Annotated in this window: 23 protein-coding genes; 3 read left to right on the forward strand and 20 right to left on the reverse strand. The window is 29.8% G+C overall.

Annotation, left to right across the window (positions count from 1 at the left end):
- Positions 1-137: 137 nt before the first annotated feature.
- Positions 138-575, reverse strand: a complete 438-nt coding sequence (locus tag ACOQN8_RS10015; protein WP_420552567.1) for a DUF4293 domain-containing protein — start codon at positions 573-575, stop codon at positions 138-140.
- 206 nt (positions 576-781) lie between these two features.
- On the opposite strand from ACOQN8_RS10015, the gene rho reads away from it, so the two are divergent.
- The gene (gene rho, locus ACOQN8_RS10020; RefSeq protein ID WP_420552568.1) at positions 782-2,449 is read left to right on the forward strand and encodes a transcription termination factor Rho; all 1,668 of its coding nucleotides are present in this window, start codon (positions 782-784) and stop codon (positions 2,447-2,449) included.
- Between the two features lie 49 nt (positions 2,450-2,498).
- Here the strand turns inward: rho and ACOQN8_RS10025 are convergent, their stop codons facing one another.
- The 19 genes from ACOQN8_RS10025 to ACOQN8_RS10115 form a co-directional block, all read right to left on the reverse strand.
- Positions 2,499-3,047 carry a 5-formyltetrahydrofolate cyclo-ligase gene (locus tag ACOQN8_RS10025; protein ID WP_420552569.1) on the reverse strand — a complete coding sequence of 183 codons (549 nt, stop codon included), beginning with the start codon at positions 3,045-3,047 and terminating at the stop codon, positions 2,499-2,501.
- Between the two features lie 4 nt (positions 3,048-3,051).
- Positions 3,052-3,417, reverse strand: coding sequence for an MmcQ/YjbR family DNA-binding protein (locus ACOQN8_RS10030; RefSeq protein ID WP_420552570.1), 366 nt, complete (start codon positions 3,415-3,417; stop codon positions 3,052-3,054).
- 3 nt (positions 3,418-3,420) lie between these two features.
- Entirely contained in the window at positions 3,421-3,822 is a 402-nt protein-coding gene (locus tag ACOQN8_RS10035; protein ID WP_420552571.1) for a GNAT family N-acetyltransferase, read from the reverse strand.
- Between the two features lie 37 nt (positions 3,823-3,859).
- Positions 3,860-4,471 carry a DUF4230 domain-containing protein gene (locus ACOQN8_RS10040; protein ID WP_420552572.1) on the reverse strand — a complete coding sequence of 204 codons (612 nt, stop codon included), beginning with the start codon at positions 4,469-4,471 and terminating at the stop codon, positions 3,860-3,862.
- A 91-nt stretch (positions 4,472-4,562) separates the two neighbouring features.
- Complete coding sequence (locus ACOQN8_RS10045; protein ID WP_420552573.1) at positions 4,563-5,021, reverse strand: Mpo1 family 2-hydroxy fatty acid dioxygenase; 459 nt, start codon at positions 5,019-5,021, stop codon at positions 4,563-4,565.
- Between the two features lie 219 nt (positions 5,022-5,240).
- Positions 5,241-5,768 (reverse strand): hypothetical protein, encoded by a 528-nt coding sequence (locus tag ACOQN8_RS10050; RefSeq protein WP_420552574.1) that lies wholly within the window; start codon positions 5,766-5,768, stop codon positions 5,241-5,243.
- Between the two features lie 46 nt (positions 5,769-5,814).
- The gene (locus ACOQN8_RS10055) at positions 5,815-6,480 is read right to left on the reverse strand and encodes a hypothetical protein (protein WP_420552575.1); all 666 of its coding nucleotides are present in this window, start codon (positions 6,478-6,480) and stop codon (positions 5,815-5,817) included.
- Positions 6,481-6,665: 185 nt separating this feature from the next.
- Positions 6,666-7,976, reverse strand: coding sequence for a methyltransferase domain-containing protein (locus ACOQN8_RS10060; protein ID WP_420552576.1), 1,311 nt, complete (start codon positions 7,974-7,976; stop codon positions 6,666-6,668).
- A 141-nt stretch (positions 7,977-8,117) separates the two neighbouring features.
- Positions 8,118-9,014: a DMT family transporter gene (locus ACOQN8_RS10065; protein WP_420552577.1), complete on the reverse strand. Its 897-nt coding sequence runs from the start codon at positions 9,012-9,014 to the stop codon at positions 8,118-8,120.
- A 6-nt stretch (positions 9,015-9,020) separates the two neighbouring features.
- Complete coding sequence (locus ACOQN8_RS10070; protein ID WP_420552578.1) at positions 9,021-10,313, reverse strand: APC family permease; 1,293 nt, start codon at positions 10,311-10,313, stop codon at positions 9,021-9,023.
- Between the two features lie 94 nt (positions 10,314-10,407).
- Positions 10,408-11,295: a helix-turn-helix domain-containing protein gene (locus ACOQN8_RS10075; RefSeq protein ID WP_150900823.1), complete on the reverse strand. Its 888-nt coding sequence runs from the start codon at positions 11,293-11,295 to the stop codon at positions 10,408-10,410.
- Positions 11,296-11,343: 48 nt separating this feature from the next.
- Positions 11,344-11,955, reverse strand: coding sequence for a class I SAM-dependent methyltransferase (locus tag ACOQN8_RS10080; protein WP_420552579.1), 612 nt, complete (start codon positions 11,953-11,955; stop codon positions 11,344-11,346).
- 19 nt (positions 11,956-11,974) lie between these two features.
- Positions 11,975-12,907 carry an NAD(P)/FAD-dependent oxidoreductase gene (locus tag ACOQN8_RS10085; protein WP_420552580.1) on the reverse strand — a complete coding sequence of 311 codons (933 nt, stop codon included), beginning with the start codon at positions 12,905-12,907 and terminating at the stop codon, positions 11,975-11,977.
- 122 nt (positions 12,908-13,029) lie between these two features.
- Positions 13,030-14,067 carry an ArsO family NAD(P)H-dependent flavin-containing monooxygenase gene (locus ACOQN8_RS10090; protein WP_420552581.1) on the reverse strand — a complete coding sequence of 346 codons (1,038 nt, stop codon included), beginning with the start codon at positions 14,065-14,067 and terminating at the stop codon, positions 13,030-13,032.
- Positions 14,068-14,097: 30 nt separating this feature from the next.
- Positions 14,098-14,430, reverse strand: a complete 333-nt coding sequence (locus tag ACOQN8_RS10095; protein WP_420552582.1) for a heavy-metal-associated domain-containing protein — start codon at positions 14,428-14,430, stop codon at positions 14,098-14,100.
- A 14-nt stretch (positions 14,431-14,444) separates the two neighbouring features.
- Complete coding sequence (locus ACOQN8_RS10100; protein WP_235276024.1) at positions 14,445-14,807, reverse strand: hypothetical protein; 363 nt, start codon at positions 14,805-14,807, stop codon at positions 14,445-14,447.
- A 9-nt stretch (positions 14,808-14,816) separates the two neighbouring features.
- On the reverse strand, positions 14,817-15,791 hold the full coding sequence (locus tag ACOQN8_RS10105) for a permease (RefSeq protein WP_420552583.1): 975 nt from the start codon (positions 15,789-15,791) through the stop codon (positions 14,817-14,819).
- 7 nt (positions 15,792-15,798) lie between these two features.
- The gene (locus ACOQN8_RS10110; protein ID WP_420552584.1) at positions 15,799-16,038 is read right to left on the reverse strand and encodes a thioredoxin family protein; all 240 of its coding nucleotides are present in this window, start codon (positions 16,036-16,038) and stop codon (positions 15,799-15,801) included.
- Positions 16,039-16,187: 149 nt separating this feature from the next.
- The gene (locus ACOQN8_RS10115; protein WP_420552585.1) at positions 16,188-16,784 is read right to left on the reverse strand and encodes a sigma-70 family RNA polymerase sigma factor; all 597 of its coding nucleotides are present in this window, start codon (positions 16,782-16,784) and stop codon (positions 16,188-16,190) included.
- A 264-nt stretch (positions 16,785-17,048) separates the two neighbouring features.
- On the opposite strand from ACOQN8_RS10115, the gene ACOQN8_RS10120 reads away from it, so the two are divergent.
- Together ACOQN8_RS10120 and ACOQN8_RS10125 are read left to right on the forward strand one after the other, a co-directional pair.
- Entirely contained in the window at positions 17,049-18,305 is a 1,257-nt protein-coding gene (locus ACOQN8_RS10120) for an alkaline phosphatase family protein (RefSeq protein WP_420552586.1), read from the forward strand.
- Positions 18,302-18,646, forward strand: coding sequence for a DUF6908 domain-containing protein (locus ACOQN8_RS10125; RefSeq protein ID WP_420552587.1), 345 nt, complete (start codon positions 18,302-18,304; stop codon positions 18,644-18,646). The genes ACOQN8_RS10120 and ACOQN8_RS10125 overlap by 4 nt, the downstream gene beginning before the upstream one ends.
- Positions 18,647-18,955: the final 309 nt, after the last annotated feature.

Here is an 18,955-nt window from a genome sequence, read left to right on the forward strand (position 1 = left end):
TAGGGTTAACCCTATTTTCTTTAACATTTCTTTAACGTTTAAATTTCTAAGACTCAAGGAGTGAGTATATAACAAAAATAAAAAACCGAGATTAAGAATCTCGGTTTTTTCGCACTAAATATACTAAGATGTTAGGTTTATCGTAATCTATCTACAGATTTTACAAGATCTTCATCCTTCTTAATGGCTTTATTTGCTAAAACTAACAGCAAAATAACAATGACAGGAAAGAACATCCCAATACCTTTCTCAGAAACTAAAGCTTCTCCAGATAATGTTTGTGATAGATATATCAATATCCCTAATAAAAAAAGGTTTATCAATATGTTTAAGCGCCCTAATACAAATTGTAACTGACGGTTCTTAAATAAAAACAAAGTTACAATAGCTAATATGGCTGAAGTAAAAAATAATACAGGAGTTACGTTTTCTAATATAGAAACTCCAGAAAATAAATCCATAATATATATAGGAGTATTGTTTTTTGAATTAGTCCATAGACTAAATACAAAAGTTAAACCACCAGAAATAATTGCGGTTAGTAATAAATATATAGATTGTATTCTTTGTATCATGTTTTTTATTGGGGTAGCAAATGTAATATTTCTTTTTTTAAAAAGAAATATTACAAGTTAAAATATTTGTATATATTTGTCGTATAAGTAACCGCGCATTAAACTATTATATAGCCCCTATATAATATAGCAATCATTAAAAAACTTAATAAAATTCAATTCTTTTCTATAAATAAAAGAATTATATAACTTAATTATTTTTACGAATGTTCGAAATTTCGGAATTAAAAACTAAAAAATTAACAGACTTACAAGCCATAGCTAAAACTATTGGTTTAACTAAAGTAAGTCAGTTAAAAAAATTAGATTTAGTTTATAGGATTTTAGACGCACAAGCTGAGGCCGGTGCTAATGAAGCAAAGCCAAAAGCTGAAAAGACTAAGAGAAAAAGAATAGCTAAGACTGAAACTGAAACTGCTGATAAGAAGCAGGTTGAAAAGAAAGTTGTAGAAAAAACAGAAGCTAAAACTAAAAAAGAAAAAGTAGAGGTTCCTGCAAAAGCTGTTGAAAAGAAAACTGAAACTAAAAAAGAAAATACTGCCAAAAAGAGACCTGTTGAAGCTAAAAAACCAGTAGCTGCACAAAAAAAGCAAACTTCTGAAGCTAAACAGCAACCTGTTGAAGACAAAAAACAGCACCAGCATTCAAATGCTAACAGGCAGCAACAAAGAAATAATAGAGGGAATAAGCATAAAAACCAAAACTCTAATAAACCACACCACAAGAGTGGGAATAAATATAGAGATCCTGATTTTGAGTTTGATGGAATTATTGAAAGTGAAGGTGTATTAGAAATGATGCCTGATGGATATGGTTTCTTACGTTCTTCAGATTATAATTACTTATCGTCTCCTGATGATATTTATGTATCTCAATCTCAAATTAAATTATTTGGATTAAAAACTGGAGATACTGTTCTTGGAAATGTACGTCCACCAAAAGAAGGAGAGAAGTATTTTCCTTTAATTAGAGTATCAAAAATAAACGGATTAAGTCCAAATATAGTTAGAGATCGTGTAGCATTTGAACATTTAACTCCTTTGTTTTCTGAAGATAAATTTAATTTAGCAGAAAGAGGTAGTTCTTTATCTACAAGAATAATCGATTTATTTTCTCCTATAGGAAAAGGGCAACGTGGTATGATTGTAGCACAGCCTAAAACTGGTAAAACAATGCTATTAAAGGATGTTGCTAATGCCATTGCGGCAAATCATCCTGAAGTATATCAAATTGTTTTATTAATTGATGAAAGACCAGAGGAGGTTACTGACATGAAGCGTAATGTTCGTGGAGAGGTAGTGGCTTCTACATTTGACGAGCCTGCAGATAAGCATGTACGTGTAGCAAATATAGTTTTAGAAAAAGCAAAGCGTTTAGTGGAATGTGGTCATGATGTTGTTATTTTATTAGATTCGATAACTCGTTTAGCAAGAGCATATAATACTGTTGCTCCAGCATCTGGAAAGATATTATCGGGAGGTATTGATGCTAATGCATTACACAAGCCAAAACGTTTCTTTGGAGCGGCTCGTAATATTGAAAACGGAGGTTCATTAACTATTATAGCTACAGCACTTACTGAAACTGGTTCTAAAATGGATGAGGTAATCTTTGAAGAATTCAAAGGTACTGGTAATATGGAATTACAATTAGATCGTAATATTGCTAATCGTAGAATTTACCCAGCTATTGACTTAATTAAGTCTAGTACACGTCGTGATGATTTATTATTAGATGATAAAACAGTACAGCGTATGTGGGTATTACGTAAGTATTTAGCAGATATGAACCCAGTAGAAGCGATGTCGTTTATTAACGAAAGAATTAAATTCTCTAAAAATAACGAAGAGTTCTTAATTTCTATGAACGGATAATTTTTAGATGAAATAGATATTAAAAAACCTGCTATAGAAGCAGGTTTTTTTATTTTGGGTATATGATTTTATTTAACGGAAAGTCGAATTTATTGAGGTCTTCAATTTTATCAATTGGCTTGAAAAAGTTAAGCCCAATAGTAAAAACATCTTTTTTGCAATCTGATAAAAAGCGGTCATAAAACCCTTTACCATAACCAACTCTAAAATTTTGTTCGTCAGAAATTAATAACGGAACAAATACGAGGTCTATTTTTTTAACATCGAATTCAATAGCGTTGATAGGCTCTGGAATTCCATATTTATTAATTTCTAATGTGGTTGAGTTGTCAAAAATATAATGTTGTAAAGTGTTAGTTTTAAAATCACTTTTGCTAATAATAATTGTTTTTTTTTGTTTTCTTAAAAAGGCAACAATGGGGTAGGTGTTAATTTCTTTTTGTTTTTCTATAGGAAGAAAAATATGGATGTTTTTATAGGTAGAAAAGTCAATTTCGAAAAGTTGAGTGTAAATGTTTTGTTCAAAATTTTCTATTTCTGATTTTGATAAACTTTTTCTTTTTTGTTTGTAAATCTCTCGAAGTTCATTCTTTTTCATCTCATTATGAATTATGAAGTTCTTCTCGTAATTTTTTTGTCAAACTTTTTACAACTAAGTCATAAGAATGATCTATAAGTTCAAAAGCAAACTTATCTGAAACATCGTTATTTAAATGAACTGTATTCCAGTGTTTTTTGTTCATATGCCAACCAGGATTTACACTATCGTATTCTCCTCTAAGTTCTAACGACCATTCTGGATCGCATTTTAAATTCATTTTAGTGTCTCCTTTTTCCCAACTATCCAAGCCTACTAAAGCAAACATTTTATTCATTACTTTAAATACTAAAGTAACCTCATCAAAAGGGAAATGTTCCGTAACACCTTTTTTATTAATGCAATAATCTCTTAGTTGTTCTATATCCATAATTTATTTCAAAATACGTTCGAGTACTGTTTCGGGTTGTTTCAATTCGGTAAAACCATATTGTGTATATAAACCATGAGCATCTTTAGTTTTTAACATCCAGGTACCACATGATTCTAGTTCTTTTGCTTGTGTTATAGTAGCAATTAATTTTTTTGAATATCCATTACCTCGATGTTCTGGTAAAATAAAAACATCCATCAGATAAGCAAAAACAGTATAATCCGTAGCCACTCTTGCAAAACCAATTTGTTCTCCATTTTTATACACTCCAAAACAGAAACAGTTTTCAATTGTTTTTTCTACTTGAGCCAAAGTTCTTCCTTTTCCCCAATATGAATTGGTTAAAAAAGAATGAATTACATCAATTTGAAGTAGGTTTTTGTCTGTAGAAATAGTTATCATTTTTTTGTCCCTCTTAATATTAGCAATAATGTTATATTTACTCTATAAGCTTTTGATTTTCTGAAGGTAATTCTAAAGCACTGTAATCTAACTTCCATCCAATAGTTTCAACTAAATTCTCCATAAGAGTAATAGCATCTAAAGCTTCTTTATTAGCAGTTTGCATTAAGTTACTTTCTGGAATTTTTTGAAGTATATGTTCCTTAGCTTCTTTATTAACTTCGGTTAAATCTTCTGAGCTAAACTTATTTAACAAACCATTTTGAATATCATAAAACCGAAGGTTAGGCTCTATAGAAAAAACTTCAGGTTTAGGGAATTCCGATAAAACCAATGTCTTTTTTTTAGTATCTGTTTGCACAACAATTTTTCTAAAGTCAAAACCAATATGAACTTTAGCATTAATTAGTATAATTGCCTTTTTCTTACTAGTAAATAAACCAAGGAATTTTTCTTTGGTGTTTTCATGATGATAAATTTCAGCAAATTCTCCTTCAACTGTAATTAGTTTTGATACCTTCTTAATTTTATCTAATAGCACAACAGATTGTTTTTCTGTTAGGTTTCTTTTACTAACCGAAGAAAATTTTTGAAAAATAAAGTATGAGGCTACAGCACCGCCTATCAAGCCTAAAAAAAGTAATTCCATAGCCACGAATTTACAGAAAATCTCTTAATATTCTGTTTTACTAAAACAAACATTGCTAAGAGACTTTCTAGGAAAATATAGTTGTTTAATTTTAACTAAACATTTTTTTTATTACCCAAGCTGGACCAATTAATAAAAACTGTAAATCTTTAATAAATGAAGGTTTAGCTCCTTCAACTTTATGTCCGTAAAACTGACCAATCCATGCTATTACGAATATAGCTATTGAAGTATAAAGTAACGGAACGTATTTCCCTAAGTAGAAATTTCCTACAATACATAGAATAGAAAAAACTAACATTTTTAGAAACATTGAAAAAGATAGCCTTAAGTAAAAAATTAATACGAGTACCAAAGCTACGGTAGCCCAGTTTTCAACAAATGGATTGTTTAATTGCAATAAATTACTTAAAAATTGAGAAGGAATACTCATGAATATTCCTACAATGCTAAAAAATATTGCAGGAACACAAATAAAATGTATCGTAATGTTTGTTTCGTTTTGATGGCTAACTGCATAATCATCAAACCATTGTTGAAGTGTTTTCATATTGTGTACGTTTAGTTGAAACAATTAGGGAGTCTCATAACTACGAATTTACACAAAAAAATATATTTTCAGTAAAAGCAAAAAACTCATACGTATCGTTAAATACGACATGAGCTTTAGAACAACTATTACCCTATCATCTAACTAATTATAGTTGTTTACAAACTAAAAATGAGTTTTTCTAATATTATTAATAATGAAATAACTTTAATATAAAGACTACCATTTTTTATGATTGTTTGTATATCTAACTAATCTTCCTTCTTTTAGCTCTTGTAAAAAATCACAGCTTGTAAGTCTCAGCATTAGAGTGTTGTCTTCTAGAGTATAAGTATCATGAATATCTCCTGGCAGATATACATTACATTCTCCAGCGTTTAAAATATAGTCGTCTTTTTGGACTATATCCATGGTGCCATCGGGATGAAAAACACGATTAAAAAGTCCCATTTTGGATTGACCAATTACCGTTGAGTAAATTACCCAACCACTTCCATGATCATGTGGAGGGCTAAAGTCTCCTTTCTTTTCTACATGTCCCATTAATATAAATCCGTGTTCTTCACTTCTATATATTTCTTTAAATGGAAGTTGTTCTTTTAGTAGTTGATCAACCCAACTTTCTCCAATACAATTTTGAGTTAGTTCTTCTACTAGTTCTTTACTTTTTTTAGTTAAGTCTGAAGTTAGAGGTCCCCATACTTTTGATAATTCTTTTATAAAATGATTTAAAGATTCTTGCTTCATAATTCGATGTTATTTTTCTTGTTAAGTTTTACTGTTGATGTTGTTTTTAAATCAAAAACTTAGCGAATAAACCGTGGTTTTCTTTTTTGATTTTGTATGGTCCAAAGGCATCTAGATTTGAACCTATTCCTATAGAAATATTATTAAAACTAACTCCAAGTCTTAAGTTAAGGTAGCTTCTGTTATGAGTATCTTGTCTTATGTTATGATTATATAAGAATTGAATTCTGGTATATAAGTTGGTTTTTTTCGATAAACGAGGTTTGTATTCATATATAAAAAGTGCCTCAAGACTTTTGTCGTCTATTAAATCAATAGATGGAGCTAGGATTAGTAACATTTCCTTATTTATATAAGCATAATTTATACCTAAAATTGGATGAATTCCATCAATAGAGTTTGTTGCTATTCCTCCTGAAATACTAAGGTTTTTAGCCACTTCATAGTTTAGTGTGGTGGAACCAACAAACACAACATTTTTATCTTCATAAAACTGCGAATATGTAAGCATATTAAAAACGCTAAACTTTTCCATTTTTTTTAATGGTCCCATAAAGACATTTTGAATACTTAAAATTTCTTTAGAAGCAAATGCTTCAAAATCTATTGGGGGATTTATAGCTTCTTTTGGACTAAATTTATCTTGTGCCTTTATTGTGACAGAAAATAAAATAAAAGCTATTAGTGTTGTTATTATCTTATAAACCTTCATATTTGCTTGTTTCTAATTGTTGGTACAAAATTAGAGAGCATGGAGAGGTTGATTAGTTCACAAAAGTTGGTTCTTTATGTACTTTTTTACAAATAAAGCTTGTTGAAGTTTTGTTAATGAAAAAAGCTCATGGGTAAAGTTAAATACCACATGAACTTTCAAAAAGGGGCTATCAATAATTAAACCTATTTTTTTCTACCTACAAATCTTAATACTGAGGCTTTTAGTTCGTCTTTATTACCTTCGAGTAAAGTGTCTGTTTCAACTTTTAATTCGATGATTTCATAATTTGGAAAATCTCTTAAAATACTTTCTTTATCATACAGATAAGGAATCTCTTGTGGTCCTTCCTTGCTAATTTTTGGATGGTCTGTACTAAAAGTTTCAATAATTAAAAGACCTCCTTTTTTAAGATGCTTATCCATCTTTTTGTTTATATCAATGCGCTCTTGTCCAGCAAAATGAATAAATAAGAAAGCTATAGCATCAAAAGATTCTTTAGGATATGAAGCATTTACAATATCTTGTACAGTATATTTAATATTTACATCATTTGCCTTTGCTAATTTTAATGCTTTTTTCTTAGCTTCAATACTATAATCGTAAGCCGTAACATCCCATCCTAGTTTGGCAGCAAAAACTGCATTTCTACCTTCTCCTTCACCAGGAAATAATATTTTACCAGGTTTATGTTGAGGTAATATTTTTGCTAAATATTTGTCAGGTTTTTTACCATATAAGTATTCATTTTTGGCATATTCTTTATTGAAATATGCTTTTAAAAATTCAGCTTCAGATACCTTTTTTTGTGGAATTAAAAATGCTTCTATTATGTATTGTTTAGAAAGTAAATTACTATTGATTTTAAAATCGACAAAACCAGCTTTTTTTAATTCTTGAATAACATCAGATTCTTTAATTCTCATCTCATATGATGGACCATCGGTAATTGATTTATCTTTTTTGTAATCAACTATAACTAGTTTGCCATTTGGTTGCATTCCAAACTTCACCTTTTTAAAATAATCAACCCTATTTTCTATATGATGATAAGTGTCTACAATTAATACGATGTCTACTTCTTCCTTTTTTAAATCAGGTGTACTAAAAGGAATTTTTCTAATTTCCATTGCTTTAGAAGAAACCTTTCTTTCTTTCCTTTTATGGTTTAGTATTTCTATAAAATCATTATCAACATCTGCAGCAATTACATTAGCTCCTGCATCTACCATTTTAAAAGAAAAATAGCCAGTACCAGCACCAATATCTAATACTTTTTTATTTTTTAAGTCACCTATTAGCGCTAGAACGTCTTTAGGCTTTTGCCAGCTATCTCTATCTTTTGCATCTAGATGTTTAGCAAGTTCTTTAGCTGGTAAATGTTTGTGATGTCCATGTTTACCATGTTTTTGAGCATTACAGTTTACACCAGTAAATGTTATTAATACAAGACAAAGAAGATTGGGGATTGTTAATTTACTCTTTGTTTTTTTCATGTTATATTGTTCTTATGTTTTGAGATACAAAGGTTTATTTTTTGTAAAATTCTCTTTGTTTCAAAAAGTAGGTTTATTATGTACTTTTTTACAGTTTTAAGAGAATTGAAGATTGTTTTTTCAAATAATTAGAAAGTATTACTATTTGTAAGTTTTTGATTCTCTTATTAAGCTGATGGTATATAATATGATAGCAGTTAAAATAATTACTCCACCAATGATACTTTCTTTATTTGGAATTTCGCTAAAGAAAAAGAATGCTAAGATTGGAGCTAAAACATTTTGTAGCATTAGTGTTAAGGATACTTCAGAAGCTTTTATAAATCGAGTAGCCATCATACCAGAAACTCTACCTAAAGGAGCTGTAATTAATCCCATTGCTCCCATAATTAGCCATGTGTTTAATGAAAATGTAGAAGGTTCTGCAAAGAAAAACATTACAAAAGCTAAGAAGAAACCTCCTAAACCAACAAGGGCTAGTCTATTAACGTTAGGATATTTACGAAGTAGTGTGAAAATTAAGGCCACACAGAATACGGATATTAAAGCTAGTAAATCTCCTTTCCAATTTCCTGTGCCAAAAGAACCATTAACAACAATAATAACTCCTAAAACAACAAAAAATATTGCTAACCATGTTTTACGGTTGGTTTTTTCTTTCAATAAAATCCAGCTTAACAATGCAGCAGCAGCTGGAGTAGCACTTTGTATAATAAAAGTATTAGCTATGGAAGTGTTTTTTATACTTAAAACAAATGAAGAGGCACTTCCTAACATTAATAAACTTGAAATTATAAGTGGCCAGCCATCAGATTTGATAACTTGAATAATACTACGTTTTTCTGAAGTTTGGACAACAATAGACATTGAAATAGCTGTAAATAACCCAAATAAGAATATGGTGTTAAAACCACTCACGTCAGAAAATCGAATGTAAATAGGGTCGAAGCTCATTAAAATAGCTCCTAAAATAGCAAGTGCAACCCCTTTTGTTTTTGAATTTAATTTTTGAATGTTTGTAGTAGGTATATTTTTCATTTTATTTTAAGTCTTTATTTTTTTAGATTCTATTGCTTTATTGAAAAGAAAGCTCAATTCTCCTAGAAGTAAAATTCCAATACCTATAAGTGATTCTACAGGTTGTTCTACTAGTAGGTAGATTAAAATCCATAAGCTGATTAGGAGGAATATAATTTGAGGTAAAGGGAATAAAGGACTTTTATAGCCAGATAAATCATCATTTTTTCTAATAAAGAAGAGACTTAGAACTGTTAATGAAACGAATAATTGCAAAATGAAAGCACTGTAGGTTAAAATTTGATCAAAAGACCCTGTAAAAACCATTGTAAGAGAAATAATAGCTTGAAGTATTATTGCTTTATTTGGAATTCCATTTTTATTTGTCTTACTTAAAAATTTCCATAATAGATAATCTTCAGCCATTGCTTTGGTTACTCTAGGCCCAACCCATACCATAGCGCTAATACTAGATACAAGCATAAAAGCAATGAGACCACTTATAACTTTTCCTCCAATACTACCAAAAATATTATCCGCAACAATTTGCCCAATCTCTACCTGTCCAACAAGTAGAGATAAAGGAGCTTGTTTTAGAAAAACAATTTGAAGAAGTATATAAAAAACACTTACCAAAAGTGTTCCTCCAATAAGTGCTATGGGGAGATTGCGGTTTACATTTTTTATTTCATCTACAATGTAAGCTGCAGCGTTCCATCCAGAAAACGAATAGGAAACGTATACTAAAGAAACAGCAAAAGAAGGAAGTAGGATTTCATTTTGCCATTGATTACTCCAGTCAAATGAAGTAGTCTCTGAGGGAGTGAAAAGCCCAATAGAAATAAATATAAAAATTACTAGAATTTTTATAAAGGTAGTAGTGTTTTGAAATTGACTACTTCTTTTTAAATTGAACATATGAAATAAAGAGACAACTACTATTAGAATAGAAGCAATTAACTTGTCGTTTATACCAAAGTATTTTTCTGTATATGCACCAGCTGCCATAGCAGCGAGTGCAATAGGGGCAGCAAAACCAACAGTTAATGAAGCCCATCCAGAGAGGTAGCCAGCAAACTTATTATATACAACTGATAAAAAATGGTATTCACCGCCTGAGCGAGTTAATTTTGTACCTAATTCAGCATAAGAGAGCGCTCCACTTATAGCCATAATTGCTCCCAATGACCAAAGAAGTATAATACTCCATGTATTTTTTGTTGAAACTAATTGGAATCCTAAGCTTGTAAAAACACCTGTTCCAATCATATTAGCTATCACAACTGCCATAGCACCTCGACTTGATATTTTACTTTTCACAAATTTTGTTTTTAGTGATAAACAAAATTATTACTAGCTATAAGTGCAGACGATGGACTTTTAGGAGGTAATTAAGTACAAAAGGGTTAAAAAACTATACTATGTTGTTTTGGTTGCGATAAGTATCGGCAGTTAAAGATGTATGTTTTTTAAAAAATCGCATAAAGTAAGAGGTATCTGTAAACCCAAGTTCATATGCAATTTCCGAAATAGAATTGTTTGTAAATAATAAGAGCCTTTTAGCTTCTGTTAAAGTACGCTCATGTATAAGGTTCATTACTGTTTTGTTTAACCCTTTTTTACATAAATTATTAAGATGTCTTGGAGAAATATGCATTAAATCGGCATAATCATTTAATAATCGAAGTTCTTTAAAATGCCTGTCTATTAATGTTTCTAACTTTCTTAATTGATAGGTTAAATAAGCTGGTTTTTCAGATTCTGTAGGAGAATCGTATATTCTAGAAGATCTAATAAGTAATATTTCAAAAAGAGCTCTTAAAATATTGTTTTTATCGTTTGTACTAGCATTATATTCTTCATATAGTTCATCCCAAGCAGCTTGAATTTTAGTGTTTTCTTTATCTATATTTATAATAGGAGAGTTACTTATAGAATGAAAGAAAGGAAAGTCTAAAAGTTTTTGAAAGCTGTCTCCTAAATGATAAAAACCAGAGTCAAATGAAATTACATAACCTTCGGTGTCTATACTTGTTTCTATAGAATGTACTTGACCAGGAGAAACAAAAAACATCATATTGGGTTTTATATCATAAGTTTTAAAATCGATAGAATGTTTGCCTATCCCTTTTTTTATAAACATGATATGATAATAATCGTGTCGATGAGGTTCAACAATGATTTGGTTACCATTATTCTCTCCAGTCATTCTATCTATTTCAAATTTAGAAACCTGTTTCGGTGTAAAAGCATTGTCTTCAAAACTTCTAATAGGTAAATCTGTAAATTCCTTTTTTCTCACGGTTACAATGTTTAAACTTCTATAAAATACAATTATTTAATTGAACACTTACTTCTTTTTCCCAATAAATCGAATAACAGCACTATTTCCTATATGATACAGTCCTTCTTGAAGATAGGTGTTTTTGTTTTTTAATTCAATGATTTCATAATTGGAAAAATCACGTTTAATTTCTTCAAGAGAATACATTTCCTCTTCACTTGATGGTCCTCCAACTTTTGGGTTCTTTTTATTAATTTCTCGATGTTCTTTACTAAATGCTTCTAGTATAATATAGCCTCCTTTTTTCAAGTAGCTATTGAGTCTTTTATGCATTTCAGCTTTAATTTTAGGTTCAAAATGAACAAATGTGAGACAAATCATATCAAATTCATCTTGCTTGTATTTTTCATCAAGAAATGCTTGAACTTTATAGTTGATGGTAACATTATTAAGTTGCGCCAGCTTGTCCGCTTTCTCTTTGCCTTTTAAACTGTAGTCAAAAGCAGAAACGTTCCATCCTAGTGTAGCTGCATAGACTGCATTTCTACCTTCTCCTTCTGCAGGAAATAACACTTTTCCTGCATTAAATAATGGTAGTTTTTCTTTGATGTAGGTATTAGGTGCTTTACCATATGCCCATTCATTATCATTATATCTTTCGTTCCAAAAATCTTTCATACGATATTATAATAGATGATTATTTGTTATTCCAATTTTCTTGTGAAATTTGAACTGTTATTGAAGCTCCTAGTTCGTAACCTTCAGCAACAGAAGGTGCTATTCCACTCCAACCTGTTCTTGCATCTCCAATAATGTAAAGTCCTTTTACGTTAGATTCTCTATTTTCATCAACAATATAATTTGTTAATCCAAAATGCCCAGGTTCACTAGGAATATTAAATTGTTGAGCGAAATTGGTGTTTTCTACAACTTTCATATCTCTATAAAAGCCGCCTTCTCTTTCTATAAGTTTTCCATTTTCTAGTTCAACTTTTTGAAGTTTACCTTCGATTGAATGCAATGTTTTTATTTTGTCTTGAAACACTTGTATTCCTTTTCGTTCTAATTCAGAAACAAATTTTTTATCAGGAATCATATCTCCATTAGTAAAAAGTATTACATCATTAGACCAATGTGTAACTACTGTTGAAAAGAAAGGAGCAATTTCAGCACCTCCAAATACTGCTAATTTCTTATCTGCTAATTCATATCCGTCGCAGAAAGGGCAGGGGTATACCGATTTTCCATAAACATCATAAAGTCCTTTTATTCCAGAGCCTTCTACATCATCTCTGTAGCCTGAAGCAATAACTACTCTTTTGGAATTATAAGTGCCATTTTCTGTTTCTACAATAAAACCATTTGATGAATTTTTAATATCAATAGCCTTTTCTTTCTTGTATGTTAAAGAAGGGTATTTGTCTATGTCTTTTTTGGCAGCTTTAAAAATTTCTGTTGGATGTTTGCCATCTTGTGTTAAAAAAGTATGAGAAAGCGTAGTTGCAAAGTTTCTAGCTTTTTCGGTATTTAAAATAAGTGTATTTACTCTACTTCTTCCTAGTACTAATGCTGCACTTAGTCCAGCAGGACCGCCTCCAATTATGATAACTTCAAATTTAATATTTTCCATAAGTCTTGTATTTATATTGCAAAACTACAAGCGCTGGATATTTTTATAGGTGTACAAAAAGAGGGTATTTATGGACATTTTACCATTTAGTGTAAAAAATGAGTTTCATAATAAGTTTGAGCTTATGTTGTTTCTTGAATTTCTTTTACAGTTTGTCTGGCAGTTTTTCCTACTCCATAAATAGTAGCAGAAGCAAATCCTGTCCAGTTACCATAACCTATTAACCAGAGGTTGGGTTCTTTTATAGACCTAGTATGTGTGGTTTTAATACGATTGTTTTCAATAATATTAAGAGAGGTTAAATGATTTAGGTTAGCTTTAAATCCAGTACACCATATAATTATATCAAATTTTTCTTTGCTTCCATCTTTCCAAATGACTCCTTCCTCATAAAAAGATTCAAATGGAGCTACAGCATTTAACACGTTTCTAGTTCTGGCTTCTTTTACACTTTGAACCATTACAATACTAGACAGTGATGCTTTTTTCTTTTTAGTACTGTCTGATTTATTCAAAAAGGTTTGGGTTGCTTCATTAAACAAATAACGTCCATCTATATCGTCTGGTAAAAAATGTGGCGGGTGTAAAGTAACCCATTTTGTGTTTGCCACTTTTGAAACCTCGGCTAAAATTTGAGCGCCCGAATTACCACCACCAACAATTAAAACATTTTTATTATTGAAGTTTGAAGTGTTTCTATATTCCAAAGAATGAAGTTGAATTCCTCTATACTTTTCTTGATTTGGATAAGAAGGTGTGAAAGGAAATTGAGCAGTACCAGTAGCACTAACTAATTTTTTTGAATAGAAGATTCCTTGGTTCGTTTCTATTTGAAATAGATTATTTTCTTTTGTAACGTTATGAACTATTGTATTTCTTTCAATAGGGAAGTTATAACGTAACTCGTATTTCTCTAAATAGCTTATGAATTCTTTTTTAGTAGGATATTCATTTTCGCTTTTTGGCATTGCCCAACCAGAAAGTGAGCTGTATTCTGTAGGAGAGAATAACTTTAAATTATCCCATGTTTGGAGCCATGAGCCTCCTGGTTTATCATTCTTATCTAGAATTAGATATTCTAAATTGGTGCGTCTTAAAAAATATGCAACAGACAATCCAGCTTGTCCACCGCCAATTATTATTACATCATATATTTTCATATCTATTGCATATTTTAAATATTCATTACTCTATATTGAGTTTACTATTTTGTAAGGGGTTTTGTTAATTGCTTTTTTGATAGCTTGTTCATCACATTTTTTGTTATCAAACCAAACAGTTAACTGTTGATTTTTAACATTGGCTTCCGATTTTATATATCCGTTCACTTCTTTTAAAGAGTAGTTTACAATACCTGTACAGCATGATTGTTTAAATCCTTCTAAAGTATAGGTCTTAGTAATAATTCCAGACTTTGCAATTTCTTTAACTTTAGCATCTTTATTTGTTTTATTCTGTGATTGACAAGAAGCTAAAAATATTAAAGATACTGCGATTATTAATAATAGATTTTGAATTTTCATAATAGTTTATTTAGTTAATTAGATAAATAAGGGAGAATTAGAATAATAATTGTGATGATGGCTACAGCCCATAAAAACTTTTTAGATTGAAAGAAAGACACTGCTTTTTTCTCGTTTTCATTTAATTTAGATAAGGCTTCGTATTGATTCATATCGCAACACTCTTGCTGTGCTTTTGGGTAATAGGCCCTGTAAAGATTATAGCTAATAGCTATTAAGCTAAAAGTAATTAGATAATTTTTTATACTAGATAGCCAAATTAATTGCGATGCGCTCACACCCAATACTCCAGCTAAAGCCATTAAAGGTCCAACACAGCATGTACAAGCAGCTATGGCAACAAAAATTGCGCTTATTGATGATACAATTGATTTCATAAATTGATTTTAAAAAATGAGGTTAAAGAAAAATCCAGAGATAATCATTCCAATTCCAATGGTAGAAAAAAACGCAATGATTAGTTTTTTTTGCATTACTTTCTTTAGTAGTAAAGCTTCTGGAAATGAAAGTCCTATAGATGCCATCATAAAAGCTATAGCCGTACCTAATGGCACCCCTTTTTCTATTAACGATTCTATGATAGGCAAAACACCAACAGCATCTATATATAGAGGAATTGCTAGTAAAACTGCTATAGGAACTGCAAATGGATTTGTTTTTGAAATATAAGTTTCAAAAAAGGATTGAGGAACATATCCATGAATAAAAGAACCAATGGCTAAACCTAGAAAAATATAAGGAACTAACTTTTTTAATGTAGTCAATGCTTCATTATTAATTTCAGGTAATCGTTGCATAAAAGTTCTAGTATCTTTTGTAGCTTCCGCCTTACTTTCACCTAATTCTTTCACCCAATTGGCTACATATTTTGCCATTCCGAGTTTTTCTAATAAAATACCTCCAACTACACCTAATACAATACCTGTAAGTACATATATAACGGTAACTTTCCATCCATAAGTAACCCAAAATATTGCAATCGCAATTTCATTTACCAATGGAGAAGTTATTAAAAAAGACAGTGCAATGCCTAAAGGAATTCTTGCTTGCATCATTCCTACAAATAATGGGATAGATGAACAAGAACAAAATGGAGTAATAGCACCAAGTAATGAAGCCATTATGTTTCCTAAGCCAGATTTCTTATTTTTTTCTAAGTATACACGAATTTTGTCCATTGGTAAATAGCTCGTTATAATTCCCATTAAATAGGTAACAAGAATTACAAGAATTACTATTTCTGTAAAACCAATTAAAAAATAGTGAAGAGCATTACCAAATACACTATTTTGAGTTATACTAAACAAATCGTAAACAAGATAATCAGCAATTGTAGAAAGAAACTGTGTTAGTTTTTCCATGCTTAAATTAATTTAATAGAGATAATAGTTTATCGTTAGTATTGTATTTTTTGTAATCGTATACTTTTCCGTTGATTACTAATGAAGGAAAGATCATTGTACCATATATCATTGTGTCTTCTAATTTTGAAAGTTCTTCAATAGAAATATTTAGGTTATTTTCTTTAGCGATTCCTTCAAGTTGTTCTTTAATAGGAGATCCCTTAGCGCAACATGACGAGTGTAAAATTTTGATTTCAGTATTCATAAATTATTGTTTTAAATATTAAACTTTATTATGAAGTCTGAAGTAGTATGTAAAAAGACACAAGTTTTTGAAAAATATTTCAAATAAAAATTAAAAAGCCTTGTAATCATTGGGTTACAAGGCTTTTCTATATGGTGTAAATTTATGCTTTATGAAGAAGATTTACTCTCTAAGTTCTTTGTTACTTGATGTAAAGGTTCGCAATGTTTTTTAATAACACAACCTGCAAAAGCTCCATTTTTATCGTATTCAATATCGCAGCATTCTATAAAAAGTTCCTTCAATTTAATTCGTGCTCTTTGAATACGCATTTTAGTAGCAGAAAGTCCTAAACCTAATTTTGTAGCGATATCTTTTTGAGGAATGTTGTCAATATCACTCATTTTCAAAGCGACTGCATATGTTGACGGTAACATCTCAATCATAGGAATAATATAATCAGCAACAATAACTTTTGAGTTTTCATTTGAGTCGTCGCTTTCTATTTTCCAATCATTATCAAAATTAGCTTCTATATTATGTTTTTTGAAATAATCAAATATTGTATTTCTACTAACTTGAAATAACCAAGCCTTAATATTGTCTACTTGTGGCGATTTTTGATGTGCTTCAACTAATTTGATCATTACCTCCTGTACAATGTCTTCTGCAACTTGCTTATTTTTAACCTTACCTAAAACATAAGCTTTCAGAAAATTGTAAAATTCCTGAATAACCTCATTTAAATTGCAGCACTCTTTTTTCATCGATAAAGTATAATGATTGAATGCAAATTTACTAAAAAGACTTTCATGAGTGTTAGTTTAATAATTTCTTAGCTGTTTTGTTTTTGATTTTATAAGGTTAAAAATTCTCAAAAATAAATTTATATATTGTACCGAAATGTAATAGATAAAAACTTCCCTTAAACTATTACTAAATTTATTAATCTTAGCAAGTATTCTAGCTAAATCTCCACTCAAAAAAATATTTGTTTAATACAAATTATAAAAACAGTTAAAGTTTTAATTATGAGAAGAGATGTTTTGTTACTAGTATTTTTTCTATTTCATTCAATAGTTAATGCGAATAGAATATATAAAGACTCTATTGTTAAAAAAGTGGTATTTGTTATTGTTGATGGAATTTCAATAGATCAACTTAAATCATCAAAAACTCCATATTTAGATAGTATTAGCTTACAAGGGAGTTATACTGATGCTTATGTTGGTGGAGGTAAAGGAACTTATTCAGAAACACCTACTATTTCAGCTGTTGGTTATAATAGCCTTCTTACAGGAACTTGGGCTAATAAACATAATGTATGGGGAAACAGCATTAAACTACCTAATTATAATTACCCAACTATTTTTAAACTTTTTAAAGATAAAAGGGCAAAAGGAACAATAGGAGTATTTTCTTCTTGGTTGGATAATAGAACTAAGTTAGTAGGGGATGGCTTAAAAGCTACAAATTTTATAAAAGTAGATTATGCTTTTGACGGTTTGGAAAATGACACTATAAATTTTCCACATGATAAGAGAAGGAACTTTATGAAGCTCATAGACTATACTGTGGCTGATTATACTGCAAAGACAATTATAGAAAAAGGACCAGATATTTCATGGGTATACCTTGAGTTTTCTGATGATATAGGACATCGTTATGGTGATAGTAAACGATTTGAAGCAGCTGTGAGTTTTGAAGATATGTTAGTCGGAAAAATATGGAACGCTATAAAAAAACGAGAAAAATTGAATAATGAAGAGTGGTTATTAATTGTAACAACTGACCATGGAAGAAATAAAAAAGAAGGTAAAGATCATGGAGGGCAAAGCCATAGAGAAAGAAGTACATGGATTGTAACGAATCTTAAAAACACAAATCTTTATTTTAAGAATTATACACCAGCTATAGTAGATATTTTTCCTACGATAGCAGATTTTTTAAACTTAGAAATTCCCATTAATACCAGAAGAGAGCTTGACGGAGTATCGTTGATAAAACCAGTAGATGTAATTAATTTAAAAGCTAAAAAAGAAAAAGACAGTTTTCTTATAATATGGAAAAGTCTAGTTAAGAAAGGAAAAGCTAAATTATATTTTAGTAGATATAACAAAGCAAAATATGGGGGAATAGATAAATACGAATATGTAACATCAGTTTCTTTGGAAGAAGAACAAGTTAGAATTCCTATAGAAAGAATTCCAAATGGTTTTGGTAAAATAATTTTAGAAACCTCTAATACGATTTTAAATACTTGGTTAGTAAAACTAAAAAAACCTTGAAAATCATAAGATTAACAAGGTTTTTGATAAAGGAGGTAGGATTACTATCTATATATTTACAATATTTAAAATCAGCTATTTACAACTTCTTAGTTTTTCAAGGTAACCGAATAGGTAACTATTCTTTTGCTCATTACGGAAAACTGAATGGTGATTTAATGGCTGACCCCGAAATGTGTTTTTTACTTATTCAAAATAAATCGGATAATGTAATTTTCCCTTATAGTTATAAAAATGATTATATAGGGTTTAATACAGTCATATCACCCTTTGAAAATGGAAGTATTAAAGAATGTTGCACAGTCATATATCGTTTGCTAACATGTGGCTTAGAAATATAAAAGAACAACAAGGAATTAGGCTTTTATAAAATATTACAATACAAAATAATATGAGGCAGCTCCATAAAGGAGTTGTCTTCTTTTTTCTTTACGCATAGCGGAAAAAGAAAAAAGAAGCAAAAAAGAATTCCTTTTGTACGCTAAAATTCCTTAAATAACTATATTATTAATTAAGAGTAATTAGGCAAAATGATTTACTCATATCTTAAAATTGATGAGTTAAAATAAGTATAAAAATTAAGCTCTATATTAATCTAAAAAGTTAATGTCTCTTTATAAATTATGTTTCCGTAAAACCGCAAGAAACGG

It is taken from the genome of Tenacibaculum aiptasiae, from assembly GCF_965221665.1.
Classification (GTDB): domain Bacteria; phylum Bacteroidota; class Bacteroidia; order Flavobacteriales; family Flavobacteriaceae; genus Polaribacter; species Polaribacter aiptasiae.